The sequence below is a fragment of the Lutibacter flavus genome, assembly GCF_900188355.1.
In the GTDB taxonomy this organism is placed as follows: domain Bacteria; phylum Bacteroidota; class Bacteroidia; order Flavobacteriales; family Flavobacteriaceae; genus Lutibacter; species Lutibacter flavus.
The window spans coordinates 158,697-175,227 of sequence record NZ_FZNX01000004.1 but is presented as its reverse complement, the minus strand read 5'-3'; the positions used below and the strand labels follow the sequence as shown (position 1 = coordinate 175,227).

Below are 16,531 nucleotides of genomic sequence, written 5' to 3'. Positions count from 1 at the left end.
GAGTTAAGAATGAATAAAATATTAAGTCTAATATAATTCTTTAAAAGTGAGTCTCTACTTAAGGTTCCCCAAAAATAGCACTTGCCTCTCGATAAATTCTCTGAAAATTCTCATTCAATTCATTTTCACAATAATGCTTGGCTATTATAGGTAATTCCCTCCTTATCTTTTGTAATTTAAATTGAACTTTTCTATCCTTTCCATCTGCAAAAGCAATAAATTCACCTTGTTTTAATCTAAAAAAAATATCTGCTCTCCTTTTTGAGACTTCTTTCTCTCCTTTGGTTACTCTGGTATCAAAATTCAAATTAAATCCTTTGTTAACACTTGTGGTTTTCATTTTTACCAGCTCAAAAAATCGTTCATAATATTTAGCAGTATCTGGATCGTTTACTTTTCCAAAAAATTGATACGACAAATTACTGAGGATTGCCTTGCTCGCCTTCTCTCCATACAACATATCATTCTGCACTTTGTCTTGCATTACATAAATAGTTGTAACATCATAACTTCTCAAGGTTGCTGGGATTCGGTGCATATTTAAAAGTCTGATTGTCGGAGCTTCTTCCATCAATATAAAAGATGCTAATTGATTTCTTTTACTCATTTGTTTGGTTATGGTGTGAATAATTGTTGCTATTATTGGTGCATAAGCCGATTCATATTTCGGATTGTTTACGATGGATACAACGGATGGATTCTCTACATTATTAATATTTAGTGGTACTTCATCTTTTGACAACATCATAAAGTTCTTTTTTGAACTGATCTTTTTTAAAGCATTAGAAAGGGTACTCTTCACTCCTGCTGTTTGCTTAGGGGAATCTATACCATTTATAAAAGAACTTGCCATCGCTTTTGATGTGGTATTTGAACTTAAAAAAGCGACTAAACTTTCTGTATTCAAATATTGAAAAATAGCAATGAGATGTGGTAACGTACAATAATCAGGATAATCAATTTTTAACTTCCATATCAATCCTCCTAACAACCCTTCCACGGCATCATTGAAAAATCGTGTCGTTGCAGAAGGGCTTTCTTTTTGCTCTAACAGGTTTTCTATAAGTACTCTGGAAAGTTCATTTACACTTTCTTCATTAGGAAGATACCTTGGAGCAATAGGATTCACTCTTTTATAAATAGGATCAAAAGAAATAATATGAAAATCAATATTAGATTTTTTAAATAAAGGGTAAGCAATTTCAGTAAGTTCAAAATCTTTATAATCGTGAATAATTCCACAGAAATTATGTTTACTAAAATGTTGTAGAAAGTTATAAATAACGCTTTCTGACTTTCCACTTCCTGCTGCTCCAATAACCGAAACACCTCTTTTAATGTTATCAATACGGAATTTACTCCATTTTAGTTTAAAAGTAACTTGGTATTTTTTCTTGTTAGCTGATTCCTGATTATTAGCAAGTAACATATAAAATAGGGCACTTATAACCACAATTGGAATTATCACATAAAGTATTAAATATGCTAATTGCGTGTTCATTTTACTATCTTTTATTTCTTTACTATTTAAATTCCAATGGAACTTGACTGTATGGCTACCTCCGTGAGTTGTTTTAACTTTTTGAAAGCCTTTAATACCAATTGAACTTGGTTGGTTGGAATACTCGTGACTGGAACACCTGATTTGCTCAATAATTTAAATGCTACTGCTCTTTCATTTGTTGGAAGTTCCAAGAGTGCTGAAAAATAAATTTTTGGATTTTTAATAAATGTTTTTCTTGCATTGTACGTTTCAACATAGTTTCTTTTATATTGAAATGTTGTATCAAAAGTTTGTTCCGCATTTTTAAAAAATGAATCTCTATCAAAACCTCGTTTTACTATTTTTCCGTTGAGTGTTACTTCTGACGCTTTGTATTTACTTCCTGGTGATAAACTGTATGAATTCGTGTTGTCTTTCCTGCTAACTATTATATGAATATGGCTTTGACTCCCCTGTTTTTGCATTCCTTGTACTATGCGTTTTCCATTTTGTTTATGTGGAGCATTTGATTCTAACTTGTTTATCTTATTTTCTAGCAATTGAATATTCCTTGTTTGTTCTCCGCTATTTATTTTTCTGATTTCATTTTTTAGCTTTAATATTTTTGAAGCATACGGTTGATTTTCTAGAACTTGCTTATCTGTACCTTTAAAGGTTCTAGTATGCTCAATTTTTGCAAAGTATTTTATAGCATCAATCGTTATTGGTTTATTATTAATTTCTCTATTGAATGCTTTTACATAATCCTGCATTAAAGCTCTTGTATATTTTTTTAAATCTTCACTATTGTTTTGTAAACGTTTGAGTTCATAACTACTTGGATTCACGGTAATGGAATAAAATTTTGGCTCCACCTTTTTTAGTTTTTTAGTATTGCTATCTATTTCACTGATTACTTGTTGTGGTGCAATTTGATCCTCATATTGATTGAAAAAATGTTCTTGCAATTCTGCTTCCTTTTCGTTGTTTTCCTTTTCAAGATAGTTCACAAAATCAGCTACACTTTGATTAAAAGCGCCTGATAGTTTTTGAGCTGTAATTGTGATGTACATTTTTTTTAATATTTAATTTGAGATCTTCTTTTGATTCTTTTCCAATAAAACTTTCTTTTCTACCTGTAACGACTTGTCATCTGGTGAGGTTTGTTCAAATAATGCTTGTAACATTGCAACGGTAGGTTTGGTCTGATTCTTTTCTATATCCTTTACAATGGCAATCACCCCATTGATTCTTTTTTTTATCAAGTTCTCTAAAGTTTGAATTTGTGGACCTAAAGTCTCATTTGGAGAAACTCCATTATGCTCAAAAAAGTCCAACATCAATAATAATGTCATTGATTGTGATTGGGACATTTTTTTACTAAACCTCCTAAACCTTTTAACAACCGATGTTTTTATTTTTAGCGTCTGAAATTGTTCTTTTTTAAATGATTTATCCATTTTTTAGTAAAATTTTTACCTGTTTTCAAGGGCTTTCATCGTTTTTTAGTAAAAAACATTAATTATTTTATATTTAAAATTCTTATAAATACCTTAAACACCTGTTATTTAGGTGTTTAAAACAATAAGTAAATCGTTAACATCGCGCTAGCGTGTTACCCTCTTGCTTTTCGATTTCGTTCGCCAAAGTGAACAAAATTTTCAAACAACCTGACTAAAAAATCAGTTGCATTTTTTCTTTTTATACCTTCTTTTAAATGTATGATTTTGTGGTTTAAAATTGAAACTGGGATTGCACTCAATTAAAGCTAATTGATCGTATAAAATATGATTTGTTCCGTTGTTGTTAATTCAAACGTCAGATTTTGAAGTAGTCATTATTATTTGTGTAAAAAAAGACTGTCTTTTGGACAGCCTTTAAATAATAGAAGTTAATAATTTTAAAATGTATTCTTAAATGTTAAAAACATATTTATAATTATATAAGTTTCGTAGTGCTTCCTCTTCTAATAGTTGCTCATAATTGGTAACATGTTTTTTAGCATACGCTTTTATACTTTTTCCAAATTTATGTTCAACATCTTTTTTTGAAGTTGCAAGTAATCTTTCCTGTGTTTCCGCATCTAAATTAGCATAGTTTAAATAAATCATAATAGTTGTATATTAAATTAAACCGTTATCTGAAAAACTATAAAACTCGCCATTAGGAATTATAATTAAATGGTCGAGTACTTTCACATCAAACAAAACTGCTGCTTTCTTGATTTTTTGGGTCAATTGCTTGTCTGCCTCACTGGGTTGTAGTTTCCCACTTGGATGGTTATGTGCTAAAATAATTCCTACTGACAAGGATTTTAAAATGACAGCAAAAAGTATTCTAATATCAACTAAGGTTCCAGTAATACCTCCTGTAGATAAATGATAAACTCCTTTGACTTTATTAGAGTTGTTTAGTAGCAATACTTGAAATGCTTCTTGCAATCCAATGGTGCTTTTGTCCCAGTGCTTAAAAAGTATTTTTGCTGCTGTTGAGGAGCTCTTTATCGCTTCCAAGGTTTCGAATTTGGACTTTTCTTTATAACTGATTTTTATTTCATTAACTTTGTCTTTCATTGTTTTACTGTTTTAGGTGAATAATGTTAAAAGAGGGTGCAATTTTTGAAGAGAACACCCTCTTTATTTTATATGCTATTGAGCGTTACCTAGCAATACTATTTCATTTGCTACTACTTCTGTTACATAACGTTTCTCCCCCTCTTTGGTTTCATACGAGCGAGATGTCAATTTACCTTCGATGGCAATCTCTTTGCCTTTGGCAACATACTTCTCAATAATTTCAGCAGTTTTCCCCCAAGCTACAATGGTATGCCAATTGGTGTCTGTTTGTTTTTCTCCGTTTGAGTTTTTGTAATTTTCATTGGTTGCCAATGATAAACGAGCTACTTTCTTACCGCTTTCAAGGTTTGTAATGGTTGGCTCTTGTCCAACGTTTCCGATTAACTGCACTTTGTTTTTTAGTGTACTCATAATAAAAGATTTATATATTAATTAATATACCATCTGAACTTTTCAGACAGTTTGTTTTTGTATTTTTTGAAGTGATTTACTTATTATATCTGGAGCGTTTTCCTTTTTTGTTTTTTTTGGTGCTGCTTCCTTTTTGATGTTTTTGTAAGATTTCATAAGATTTATTTTAGATTTACTTCCCATAGCGCCCTCGCTGTTTCCTTTTTTTGTTGCTGATACATTTTCAATAGTTGGAATTGATAAGGACTTATAAAAAATGAAGCGTAGCGAAATGGTTTATGCAGTCCGTTCAACTTCCAACTGTTGGTATTTTGCTGTCAAAAAAAGGGAGGAACAGTGAGGGAGCGGATGTAGCTCTAAAGATTTTTGTGAAGGACCTTAACATTGGAAGCAGTACCAAATGCATATTGGAACTCCAATTTGGCGGACGCTATACACGATTTTGGCTTGGTAATGAAGTATTCCTTCCCAGCATAGCGGGAAGGATTAACGCAATGGACAGCTAAAATTGGGAATTGTGTCCAAGACCTTTTTTGAGTGCAGCTCTTTTCCCGAAATGTAGCTTTTCGTAGAATGAAGGGGAATGTGCTGAGTGGTTTATGAAAACGGATTGTCCTCTTTATATAGTATTTTACCGTTCCTGAAATTAATTCTAAGGAATATCTTCAATTTTTCATCAATATCTTGGTTTCCACTTCCAATTACATTTTGGTGCAAACAAATCTGGTTTAAAATAAATATCGCTGATTAAGTCTAAAAATTTATTGCTTTTTAAAAGTCCACCACAATGTTCAGGTTCTGTGGCAATAGTGAAACCTTTTAGACGTTTAAAAACCCAACTGATTAAAGGATTGTCTTTATCTAACATTGTCCTTATTTGTTCTTCCTGTAGATAAGTAAATTCAAATGAACCATCACTTAGACCATTTTTTACAGAAAAGAAATCCAAGTCAATATCAAAAAATACAGATGTCTCTGATGAAGCTAATAGGGCGTCTTGTAAAGCTTCATAAGTTTGAAACTTTTTGATAATGTGCTTGTTGCCGTACTTATCCATCAATTCTTCATCTTTCCAAGCGTCAGGAAACGGTGCTTGCCTGCAATGTACATATATATTTCCAATTAAATTAAGATAGGCTGTGCACAAAATATGACCATCATTATTACCTGCAAGTTTTGCCCAAGAAAAAACAGAAACATCAGCATCGCTTGTCAAATCTAGTTCATTAAGCCACTCTTTTTCTAAATCTTCTGGGTAACACAAATCCTGATGCCAATCTAATGAAACCAAACAAGGCGGATTACCACCTTCGTTTTTACGCATCCATTTATTCCAATAGAAAAAAGCGTAACGATGTTCTTGAAACACCGCAAGCTCAATAGCTTCAGATTCATTTATTGGGTGTGATAGTATTTGTCTCAAAGCACCTGGTGGCTCTATGTGATATGGGTTTCTGAATTCAACCATCTTTATCTTAACGCTTCTTCTTTTTTTCATACTTATAATAATTCGACCGCCTTATACCAATAATAAAATATGGACTTATCCGGTTGCCGTTTTAATCTGTTCAAAAATGCCCAATCTTCATTTTCAATTATAAGCTCACTTATATCTTGACCTTTGTAATATTCGATATCAATTGCTTTAGGTTGTAATAGTATAGCGTTTATATAGGCTACTCTGGCCGAAGCTGCCATTGCTTCTTCTATTCTGAAATTTCCTGTCATTAAAAATGCGCTACCAAAACTGCGTATACCTAAATTCAAATCTGTAAATTTCTTTTTTGTTTCGGCTGTTGGATTGCGTTCTCTTTTAGCAATAATGGCACAAGTATTAATAGAATCCCACAACACGTTGGTTTCTGTAAGTTTTCTGTTGCTAAAATCCTTGTCAGAACTTCGATAGGATAATTCTGCTTTCGCGAAAGCTGAAAAACTTTTCTTAACCGTTGCCATATCTGTGATACTTTCAAACAGTTTTCCCAAATCGAATAATTGCTTGCAGATTTCCATTGCAAATAATTGGTCAGCTTTATAGTATGGAATTCCAATGGTTTCTGGCGCAAAAGCAGTTAGTTTATCACCACAAATAGAATTTACAGAAGGTGTTGTAATTGTTGTAACATCTTCATCTACTGAGAGCCACGGTGTATTTATGGAAGTCTCGATAAGTTCTGGATAGTGCGGACTATCAAAGAGAATATCCAATAGTATGGTTCCTGGAACATTTGGGTTATAAACCGAATTGAATTCAAAAGTATAATGTGCCTTTGGAATACCTTCTTTATAACTACGTCGTTCATTCAAGGTGTTCTTACTGAAGTGTGAATTACCTAGGACAGCATCCAAAATTTCTTCTAATTTCTTACGTTCAACACTAGAAATAATATCGATATCTATTGAAAACCGATTTCCTTCTTCAAGTAAAAGCACAAGTGATGTTCCACCTTTGAACACTAAATCAAGTCCAGCAAGTTTTAAATGTTCTAATAATGATAGAGCGTGAACCATTTTTTCAAGAATGGTTACATTAATACCCTTATGTTCCTTTTTTGCACGGAAGCTATCCAGCCATTCCTTTGTAAAGCTTTTGTTATTAACCATACTGAATATCTTCTAAAATATTTGGAATGTGCTTACTTATAAATTGTTTAATTTCCTGTTCTTTTTTACGTCTTTTGGCATAGCTAAAAAGTTTGGTGAAATTGATGCTGTATGTATCAATAATCTTTTCATAGATGTTGACCATTTCTGAGCCTTGATAAAAATGATATAGATCTTCATCTGCAAAGATGTCCGCCATAATCTTTTCAATTGTTGCGATAGGTACAACAGTTTTTTTATTTTTTATTTTTTGAATGGGTGCTCTCGTTACCAATCGTTTTATAACGACTGGAATGGTACTTTCTGAAATGTAGAATTGAATTTCCTTATCATCGGGATTAAAGAAAAAATCCATTTTCATATTGTCATTGAGATAATAATAAAGTGACTCTGCAAATTCTTTTTCTGCCTCTACTATAATCATTTGATTGGACGTCTGGTGCTGAGAAAACTCATTAAGCCATTGGGTTTCCCAAATGGCATATTTTATATCTTCAAAACGCTCATTAGTTTTACTGGCTATTTTGAAAACATTTTCCGATAGAACTGGTTTGTATTTGGGCTTATAAGAAATAACATAAAGTCCACGCCCAATAGTTTTAATAATGTCTTTTTTCTTCAGGTCATAAATTCGCCAACCAAATGTGCTCTCTTTTAGGTTTGGTTCAAAATCCAGATAGAAACCATATAGCTCCTCCCTATTAAAAGAACTGTGGTCTTTGAAAGTCTCTATAAGTTTATTTTCTATAATCTTTGGCATAGTTCAAAATCAAAACTTTACCAAAAATACAAAAAAGTGGCGAATATTTGAAAACAAATTTTTACCACTATACTAATTAAGTGGTAAAAATTGGAAAAATCCAGTTTGAGGTACTGGACAAACCTTTATTAACTTTATGCCATAGCATAGACTTCATCAAACAGCTTTTTATCCAACCGTTCTTGTTGGCCAAAGCTTTTCTTCAAGACGTTATGAAGTACTGAATTGAAGGCATTGTAGCCTAACCATAGATTTGGTTCTTCATTGAGCAACAAGGCTTCGTAGTTCAAAATCTCAATAACCTCCCGAGATTTTTTTGAAGGGTCACTATTCTTATCACTACACTCGTATCTAAACAGTTTGGTTTTGTCAAGAATGGCCTTCACAAATTCTTTTGTATCGATGATTTTAAATTCCTTCATCTTATCGAACTTCTTGGTAATGGTATAGAACTCATTATCCAAAAACTTGTCAAATAAGTTGTTTAACCTTGGCATAATTAGGTGTGTGTTATTCTTACTGTGCTTTATGGAAAACTCGATTTCTGCCTGAGAAACGTGCAAACCGTTAGAACATACTTTTCGGTAAAACCCGAAGTGACCAGAGGTCTTTTCGCTGCCATCATAAGAGTTTTTAAACCGAAGCATCGGCAGTATTAGATCCTCTTTATTTTTTACAGAGAATTGACTCTTATCATCAATAATGAAATCTGTAATGAACGACCTATCATTTTTATTGATAGTACGTTTATGATAGTTCAGTTGTGCATCGGATAGCATTTCTTCAGCTTTCTTGAAGAACAATTGATTCGGAATGTGTCCGTAGCTGTTCGATACTACATTGACAATTTTACCATTGGAAATTATGACGTTTTCAAGTCCACGTCGAGATTCCATCTGTGTAAGGGTTTTTAAGGGTTTCATTTCTGATGGAACAAAGATTTCATCCTGCTGTAAATTTTGTAAATACATAGCTTTTGAATTTAGATTAAACAATATTTGAGCAGTTCCCAAAACGGAAGCTAAAATCTCAACTCAAAAGGAAACGGAATAAATAAGTATAGGAAGAAGCGTGGACTTTATGCCGTAGTCTTTTGATGGGTGTATTTTACGAGTTTAACTTGCGGGTATATTGTATGATAATAAACTTCCCATTCGAAAAAATTAAATTTTCAACTTATCAAAATGTATTATTCGAACTAAAAATTCATAGGGATTACGCACAAATAGATAGAATTAGCATCAAGTTTTAAAGCTAACACGAAAATAGCTAAATTCTGTACCTATTCTGTACCCATAATTAAAAAAGCAGCTATATTTTCATATAACTGCTTGATAATCAAGTAGCGGGGACTGGACTCGAACCAGCGACCTTCGGGTTATGAGCCCGACGAGCTACCTACTGCTCTACCCCGCGATTTGGATGGCAAAGATACACCTTTTTTTAAAAAACAAACAAGTTTTATTAAAATAAAAATATTAAAGATTACCTTTGCAAACTTATATACTGAAAATGAAGCACAAAGCAGGTTATGTAAACATTATTGGAAATCCAAATGTTGGTAAATCAACACTTATGAATGCGTTTGTTGGTGAGCGATTATCAATAATCACATCAAAAGCACAAACTACCAGACATAGAATTTTAGGAATTGTGAATGGAGAGGATTTTCAAATATTATTTTCAGATACTCCTGGAATTATAAAACCAGCTTATGAATTACAAGAATCTATGATGGGTTTTGTAAAATCTGCTTTTGAAGATGCTGATATATTAATTTATATGGTTGAAATTGGAGAAAAAGAATTGAAAGATGAAAAATTCTTTAATAAAATTAAACACTCAAAAATTCCAGTATTACTTTTAATTAATAAAATAGATAAATCTTCTCAAGAAGAAGTTGAAGAAAAATTATTGTATTGGAAAGAAAAAGTACCAAATGCCGAGGTAACTTTAATTTCCGCTTTAGAAAACTTCAATGTACAAGGTGTTTTTAATCGTATTGTTGAGTTATTACCAGAATCTCCACCATTCTATCCTAAAGATCAATTAACCGATAAACCTGAACGATTTTTTATCAATGAAGCTATTCGCGAGAAAATATTGATGCACTATAAAAAAGAAATTCCTTATTCGGTTGAAATAGAAACTGAAGAGTTTTTTGAAAGTGAAAAAATTATTAAAATTCGTTCTGTAATTATGGTAGAGCGTGAAACTCAAAAAGGTATTATTATAGGTCATAAAGGCGCCGCTTTAAAACGTGTTGGTATTGAGGCACGTAAAGATTTAGAGAAGTTTTTTGATAAAAAAATACACTTAGAATTGTATGTAAAAGTGAATAAAAACTGGAGAAGTGACAAACGTCAATTAAGACGTTTTGGTTATAATGACTAGCATTTAATTTACTTTTTATTTAGGGTACGCATCATAAAACTATGTAATTCATCCATTTGTTTATGCCCTCTTTTTTTTCCAATTCTTCCTAAAAAATACATTAAAATCCACAAAATTGGCAACCCAATAACTATTGTTAGTGCAAAGGAATAATCTGTTTTTAAAGACCATTGTACATATGCCATTACCGAAAAACCAATAAAAGCAACCGCCACTGCAAAGTGAAAAAACATAAATAAAGTCCATACTTGTGGTTTCGGACCAAACAATCCTTTAACAATTGTTTTATTTGTCTCTATTTTTTCAATTTCAATATTTAATTGTGGAGACCAAAAGTGATTTTCATCTTTAGGAACATCAATAACTATATGTCCGTCAACAACTTTACTGCAGTATTTACAATTCTCTTCTTTTAAATTTTCTTTAAATTTTGAGATTAAATACTCCTGACTTTCATTAAAATTCAATTTAAATCTGGGCCGTAAATGAATATCACTATTTTTTTGTTCTTCCATAAAGATTAATTCGTTGAGTTTTGAAATATACTAAAATTTACCAAATGTCTAATTTATAAGCAGTAATACATTAAATTCATAAATAAAATTGCTTACTTTTGCAAAAAATTAAAAACATCAAAATGAGTAATATTGTAGCCATTGTAGGAAGACCAAATGTTGGAAAGTCAACCCTGTTCAATCGTTTAGTTCAAAGAAGAGATGCTATTGTAGACTCCGTAAGTGGTGTTACTCGCGATAGACATTACGGAAAAAGTGACTGGAATGGAAAGCAATTTTCTTTAATAGATACCGGTGGTTGGGCTATAGGTTCTGATGATGTTTTTGAAGAAGAAATAAGAAAACAGGTTGAAATAGCAATTGACGAAGCCGATTCTATAATATTTGTTGTTAATGTTGAAGAAGGTATTACACCTATGGATACCGAAGTGGCAAACTTGTTACGTAAAGTTAAAAAACCAATTTTTTTAGCCGTTAATAAAGTTGACAATGCTATGCGAGATGCAGATGCTGTTGAATTTTACAATCTAGGTTTAGGTGAATATTACACTATTTCTTCAATTAACGGAAGTGGTACTGGTGAATTATTAGATGCATTGGCTGAAAAATTAGAAGCTGATATACCTGTAGAAAATGAATTGCCTCGATTTGCTGTTGTTGGTCGCCCTAATGCTGGAAAATCATCTTTTATAAATGCCTTAATTGGAGAAGATAGAAATATTGTAACCGATATTGCTGGTACAACTCGTGATTCTATTGATACTAAATACAATCGTTTTGGATTTGATTTTAATCTGGTTGATACCGCTGGAATTCGAAAAAAATCTAAAGTTAAAGAAGACTTAGAATTTTATACGGTAATGAGAGCTGTTAGAGCCATTGAATATTGTGATGTTGCTATTGTAGTAATTGATGCAACTCGTGGTTTTGAAGGACAAGACGAAAATATATTTTGGTTAGCCGAAAAAAATAAAAAAGGTGTGGTAGTTTTAATTAACAAATGGGATTTAATTGAAAAAGAAACAAATACCATGCGTGATTTTGAAGCTAAAATAAGAAAGGAAATTGCTCCGTTTACAGATGTTCCAATTTTATTTATTAGCGCTTTGACGAAACAACGTATTTTTAAAGCTATTGAAACTGCAGTTGAAGTTTTTGAAAACAGAAAAAAACGAATTCCAACCAGTAAATTAAATGAGGCTATGTTGGATTTTTTCAAAAATAACGAACCACCGGCATATAAAGGGAAATATGTAAAAATTAAGTTTTGTACACAACTTCCTACACCAACTCCTCAATTTGTATTCTTTTGTAATTTACCGCAATATATTAAGGAATCTTACAAACGTTTTACAGAGAACAAATTGCGAGAATTATTCGATTTTACAGGGGTGCCAATTGTAATTTATTTTAGAAAAAAATAAGCTAGACACAATATTAGCTTTGTTATTATAGCAAACTATTTTATGTGTTTAATGTTATAAAGCTGACATTAATTACCCTAATTAAACGTAAATTTGAATCAATTTTAAAAGTGATTTAATTTATATTAATATGGATGATGCGCTACTCTATGGCAGGTTACAATTTGCATTTACTATAACTTACCATTATTTATTTCCACAGCTTACAATGGGCTTGGCTTTAATTATTGTTATTTATAAAGGACTTTATTTAAGGACAAACAAAATTATCTACAACGAATCCGCTAAATTTTGGGCAAAAATATTTGCTATAAATTTTGGAATGGGAGTTGTAACGGGTATCCCAATGGAATTTCAATTTGGAACAAACTGGGCGCAGTTTTCTGAACGAACAGGTAATATAATTGGCCAAACTTTAGCTATGGAAGGAATGTTTTCCTTCTTTTTAGAATCTTCTTTTTTAGGATTGTTTTTATTTGGGGAAAAAATACTTGGGAAAAAACTGCATTTTTTAACCGCTTTTTTAATTTTTATTGGGTCCTGGGCAAGTGGTTATTTAATAATTGCTACACATTCGTGGATGCAAAATCCGGTTGGTCATGAAGTTTTAGCAAATGGAAAATTTGTATTAAATAATTTCTCCGATTTATTTAATAATCCTTGGTTATTGCCTTCTTTTTTTCACAATCAAATGGCTTCCTTAGTCACAACATCTTTTGTAGTTGCCAGTGTTGGAGCATTTTACTTATTAATTAATAAACACAAACAATATGCTCAGTTATTTTTAAAAACCGCTATTATAACTGGTATTATATCAACCATCTCAGTTGCAGTACCAACTGGAGATTTATTAGCCAAACAGGTAGCATTAAACCAACCCGTAACTTTGGCTGCAATGGAAGGCTTATTCAACTCTGAAGAAGGTGCCCCTATAGTTCTAATTGGGCAACCAAATATGAAAGAACAACGATTAGATAATAAAATAGAAGTTCCTAAAGTTCTTAGTTTCTTAACTTATGAACGATGGGATGCCGAAATTAAAGGCTTAAACGATTTTCCTAAAGACACCTGGCCAACAAATATCCCTGGTTTGTATTATTCTTATCATATAATGGTAGGTTTAGGAACCATATTTATAGGAATTATGTTTTTAGGTGTATGGTTTTTATGGAGAAAAAAACTGGAAATTCAGCGTTGGTTTTTATGGTTATTGTTATTTGCAGCCCCGTTTCCATACATTGCAAATACGGCTGGTTGGTATACTTCAGAACTTGGACGACAACCATATTTAGTATATGGATTATTTAAAACAAGTGATGGTATTTCTGAAAGTGTTTCCGCAGGAAATGCCCTTTTTACATTATTAGGCTTTGTTGGTTTGTATTTACTTTTAGGGTTTATAATGCTAATATTGGTTGGTAAAATAATTAATACCGGACCTAAACTAACTTTAAAAAAATAGAATTATGGAATTAGTTTGGTATGTTATTTTAGGTTTTATGCTAGTAATGTATATTATATTGGACGGTTTTGATTTTGGTGCAGGAATTATCCATTTATTTTTTGCAAAAACTCCCGAAGAAAAAAAACAAATAATGCGTGCCATTGGTCCTTTTTGGGATGGTAATGAAGTTTGGTTAATTGCTTTTGGTGGTGTTTTATTTGCAGCATTTCCAACATTATATGCATCGGCGTTTAGTGGTTTTTATTTACCACTAATTATGATACTTTGGTTTTTTATTTTTAGAGCATTAGGTATTGAATTCACACATTTAATAAATCATGAACTGTGGATAAAACCTTGGCAAAAAAGCTTTGGAATTTCAAGTTTATTATTAGCATTATTCTTTGGAGTTGCTTTTGGAAACATTATAAGAGGTGTAAATTTGGGGGGTGTTGAAAATGGCATTGCACAATTTACCAATTCATATGCTTTCTTTACGCCTCTTTGGGATGGAAGTTTTTCTCCATTTGCAGAAAGACCAGGAGTTATTGACTGGTTTACAATTACTATAGGTTTAGTTGCGGTTTTAACCTTAACAATACACGGAGCCTATTGGATTATTTTAAAAACAGAAGGTGAATTTGTAAAAAAATTACAGTCTAAAATTCTACCTCTTTGGATTGTTTTATGTGTTTTTGTTTTAATTTCATTGGTTGCTTTTGTTGCAATGAAATCGTTTAATAAAGAACTCTTTTCACAACATCCATCTATTTATTTATTACCTATTGTTGCATTTTTAAGCTTATTAGGAATGTTAGTCTTTAGAAAAAGCAATAAAAACTGGCTTGGTTTTGCTTCATCATCTTTATTTATTGCAAGTGGTATTGGAAGTGCTGTTGCCAGTTTATTTCCTGTAGTAATACCAAGCACAAATTCTATTGTCGAATCTTTAACTATTTACAACACGGCTTCAGAAACTTATGCATTAGAAGTTGGTATTATTTGGTGGGTAATTGCATTTATTTTAGTGATTATTTATTTCACTTTTGTACATAGAGTTTATAAAGGTAAATTAACCAAAGAACACGATCATCATTAAAACAAGCCATTTGGTGTAATTCCTAACCATTTAAAATAGGTCATAGCCATAATAATAGAAAGTACCCAGGCAATCACTTGCATTGTAAATCCAAATTTAAATCCGTCGGACATACTGTATTGATTTGTAGAATATAAAAGTAACGCAGGCTTACTATTAAAAGGTAACGTATATACATGTTCAATAAGTAAAGCTATAGGAAAAGCCAAACTCATAATTGGGAAATCAAAACGAGTGGCTATTCCTATGGCAATAGGAATAAAAATCATTGCTCGCATAGTTTTTGATTGCATAAACAAGGCACTAAAAACCATCGCAGCTGTAAGTACAACATACAGTATCCAAAAAGGTGTATCAACCCCAAAACCTAATGCATCAAATGAAGCGTTTACTGATATTGACGGAAGATCCGTTACTTTAAATCCAGCTCCTAACGTATAAGCTCCCGCCGAGAATAAAAGTAAATGCCAAGGTATATCCACATCATTCCATTTTACAATACCAATTTTAGGCATTAACGCTACAATTGCTCCAACAAAAGCAACTGCTGTTGGACTAACACCATGCCACCTGTCGGTTACCCATAAAACAAGTATACTAACAAAAATTATTATTGATTTTACCTCATTAAACGTTACTTTTCCTAAGTCCTTCAAATCTTTTTTAAGACTATCCATTCCACCTAAAATAGTCGGTTTACTATCTTCTTTTTTTATTGGGAAAATAATTTTAATACCTATAATCCACCCAATAATCATTAACGCCATGGCTACTGGAAACGAAGCAATCATCCATTCAGAGAAAAAAATATCACTTCCAATTGCTCCTGCTATTAATGATGCCGCTAATAAATTAGCTCCTGAACCTGTTAAAAAAGAACTGGCTCCCATATTATTTTGAAATAAATTTTGAAGCAATATATTACGGCCTACATTGTTTTTTTCACCATTTGAAGCGCCATAAATTGCAGCAACTACCATAAAAACAGGTAACAAAATAGCTGATTTTGCAGTTGTTGCTGAAATAAATAAGGACAATACAACATTAATAACCATAAAGCTTAAAATTACTGAAGAGGCACTTTTACCAAATTTAATGATAAACCAAAGTGCAAATCTTTTAGCTACTCCGGTAGCAACTAACATACTTGCCAAAATAAACGACATAATATTTAACCACATTACTTTATGACCAAGCTGTGCATAAGCAACATCCTCTGGAAGTACTTGCGTTAATACCAATGCAATTATTAATATTAAGGATGTTAAGTAGTTGGGGATTGCTTCTGTAATCCATAAAATTAAAGAGGACGCAAAAATTGCAAGCATAGCTTTGTTTGAAAAAATAAAATTTTGCAATCCAATATTTTCAAAATTACTTTTGGCACTTGCACTTAATGAAGTTGTATCTAAATTATCTAAGAAAGGTATTTTTAAAACAAACAAAATGAGTACAAAAGATAAAAACGCTAACGGCCCTCCAATACGCATTAAAATTCTTTCAAATTTAGATTTCTCACGTTTTGGGAGTTTCTCCATTCGATAGTTTTTCATATCTAATACATCGAATCCGCTTTGTAATAATGCACTCATTTTATTGTTGTTATATAATATTATTCTTACCTGTTGTACCTTTTTATTAAATTTCGTCAATTCGAGTTAATTTTAGCCTTCTTAGGCTTAAAATTAGTATCGAGAATAGAAATTTCATTAAAAAAATTCTCGATACAATTTTTTATCAAAAATCACTCGAACTGACGTTGCACTAAGTTTAAATATCCAAAATACCCAACTATTTATTCTTTTAATTACCTTTAGGTTA

At 31.8% G+C, this 16,531-nt stretch carries 16 protein-coding genes and 1 tRNA gene; 4 read left to right on the top strand and 13 right to left on the bottom strand.

Going from position 1 to position 16,531, the window contains the following annotated elements:
* Positions 1-58 precede the first annotated feature (58 nt).
* The 11 genes from CHB63_RS12040 to CHB63_RS11985 form a co-directional block, all read right to left on the bottom strand.
* The gene (locus CHB63_RS12040; protein WP_089378728.1) at positions 59-1,501 is read right to left on the bottom strand and encodes a type IV secretory system conjugative DNA transfer family protein; all 1,443 of its coding nucleotides are present in this window, start codon (positions 1,499-1,501) and stop codon (positions 59-61) included.
* A gap of 26 nt (positions 1,502-1,527) precedes the next feature.
* Positions 1,528-2,556, bottom strand: a complete 1,029-nt coding sequence (mobB, locus tag CHB63_RS12035) for a MobB family relaxase (protein WP_089378727.1) — start codon at positions 2,554-2,556, stop codon at positions 1,528-1,530.
* A gap of 12 nt (positions 2,557-2,568) precedes the next feature.
* Complete coding sequence (locus CHB63_RS12030; RefSeq protein WP_089378726.1) at positions 2,569-2,943, bottom strand: BfmA/BtgA family mobilization protein; 375 nt, start codon at positions 2,941-2,943, stop codon at positions 2,569-2,571.
* A gap of 453 nt (positions 2,944-3,396) precedes the next feature.
* Positions 3,397-3,594 carry a hypothetical protein gene (locus CHB63_RS12025; protein WP_089378725.1) on the bottom strand — a complete coding sequence of 66 codons (198 nt, stop codon included), beginning with the start codon at positions 3,592-3,594 and terminating at the stop codon, positions 3,397-3,399.
* Between the two features lie 12 nt (positions 3,595-3,606).
* Positions 3,607-4,056 carry a JAB domain-containing protein gene (locus CHB63_RS12020; protein ID WP_089378724.1) on the bottom strand — a complete coding sequence of 150 codons (450 nt, stop codon included), beginning with the start codon at positions 4,054-4,056 and terminating at the stop codon, positions 3,607-3,609.
* 75 nt (positions 4,057-4,131) lie between these two features.
* Entirely contained in the window at positions 4,132-4,470 is a 339-nt protein-coding gene (locus CHB63_RS12015) for a single-stranded DNA-binding protein (protein ID WP_089378723.1), read from the bottom strand.
* A gap of 676 nt (positions 4,471-5,146) precedes the next feature.
* Positions 5,147-5,938 (bottom strand): hypothetical protein, encoded by a 792-nt coding sequence (locus tag CHB63_RS12005; RefSeq protein WP_141107306.1) that lies wholly within the window; start codon positions 5,936-5,938, stop codon positions 5,147-5,149.
* 32 nt (positions 5,939-5,970) lie between these two features.
* On the bottom strand, positions 5,971-6,981 hold the full coding sequence (locus CHB63_RS12000) for a nucleotidyl transferase AbiEii/AbiGii toxin family protein (RefSeq protein WP_245856942.1): 1,011 nt from the start codon (positions 6,979-6,981) through the stop codon (positions 5,971-5,973).
* An 85-nt stretch (positions 6,982-7,066) separates the two neighbouring features.
* Entirely contained in the window at positions 7,067-7,834 is a 768-nt protein-coding gene (locus CHB63_RS11995) for a DUF6577 family protein (RefSeq protein ID WP_089378719.1), read from the bottom strand.
* A 134-nt stretch (positions 7,835-7,968) separates the two neighbouring features.
* Positions 7,969-8,805, bottom strand: a complete 837-nt coding sequence (locus CHB63_RS11990; protein ID WP_089378943.1) for a DUF932 domain-containing protein — start codon at positions 8,803-8,805, stop codon at positions 7,969-7,971.
* A 372-nt stretch (positions 8,806-9,177) separates the two neighbouring features.
* A tRNA-Met gene (locus tag CHB63_RS11985) sits at positions 9,178-9,250 on the bottom strand.
* A 96-nt stretch (positions 9,251-9,346) separates the two neighbouring features.
* Here CHB63_RS11985 and era point away from each other — a divergent pair.
* Entirely contained in the window at positions 9,347-10,228 is an 882-nt protein-coding gene (gene era / locus CHB63_RS11980) for a GTPase Era (RefSeq protein ID WP_089378718.1), read from the top strand.
* A gap of 8 nt (positions 10,229-10,236) precedes the next feature.
* Here the strand turns inward: era and CHB63_RS11975 are convergent, their stop codons facing one another.
* Positions 10,237-10,743, bottom strand: coding sequence for an ABC transporter permease (locus tag CHB63_RS11975; protein ID WP_089378717.1), 507 nt, complete (start codon positions 10,741-10,743; stop codon positions 10,237-10,239).
* Between the two features lie 122 nt (positions 10,744-10,865).
* Here CHB63_RS11975 and der point away from each other — a divergent pair, with 122 nt between their 5' ends.
* From der to cydB, 3 genes are all read left to right on the top strand, one after another.
* Positions 10,866-12,167: a ribosome biogenesis GTPase Der gene (gene der / locus CHB63_RS11970; RefSeq protein WP_089378716.1), complete on the top strand. Its 1,302-nt coding sequence runs from the start codon at positions 10,866-10,868 to the stop codon at positions 12,165-12,167.
* A 130-nt stretch (positions 12,168-12,297) separates the two neighbouring features.
* Positions 12,298-13,629 carry a cytochrome ubiquinol oxidase subunit I gene (locus CHB63_RS11965; protein ID WP_089378715.1) on the top strand — a complete coding sequence of 444 codons (1,332 nt, stop codon included), beginning with the start codon at positions 12,298-12,300 and terminating at the stop codon, positions 13,627-13,629.
* Positions 13,630-13,633: 4 nt separating this feature from the next.
* Positions 13,634-14,710 (top strand): cytochrome d ubiquinol oxidase subunit II, encoded by a 1,077-nt coding sequence (gene cydB, locus CHB63_RS11960; RefSeq protein WP_089378714.1) that lies wholly within the window; start codon positions 13,634-13,636, stop codon positions 14,708-14,710.
* Here cydB and CHB63_RS11955 read toward each other — a convergent pair.
* Positions 14,707-16,302: an SLC13 family permease gene (locus tag CHB63_RS11955; protein WP_089378713.1), complete on the bottom strand. Its 1,596-nt coding sequence runs from the start codon at positions 16,300-16,302 to the stop codon at positions 14,707-14,709. The genes cydB and CHB63_RS11955 overlap by 4 nt on opposite strands.
* Between the last annotated feature and the right edge of the window lie 229 nt (positions 16,303-16,531).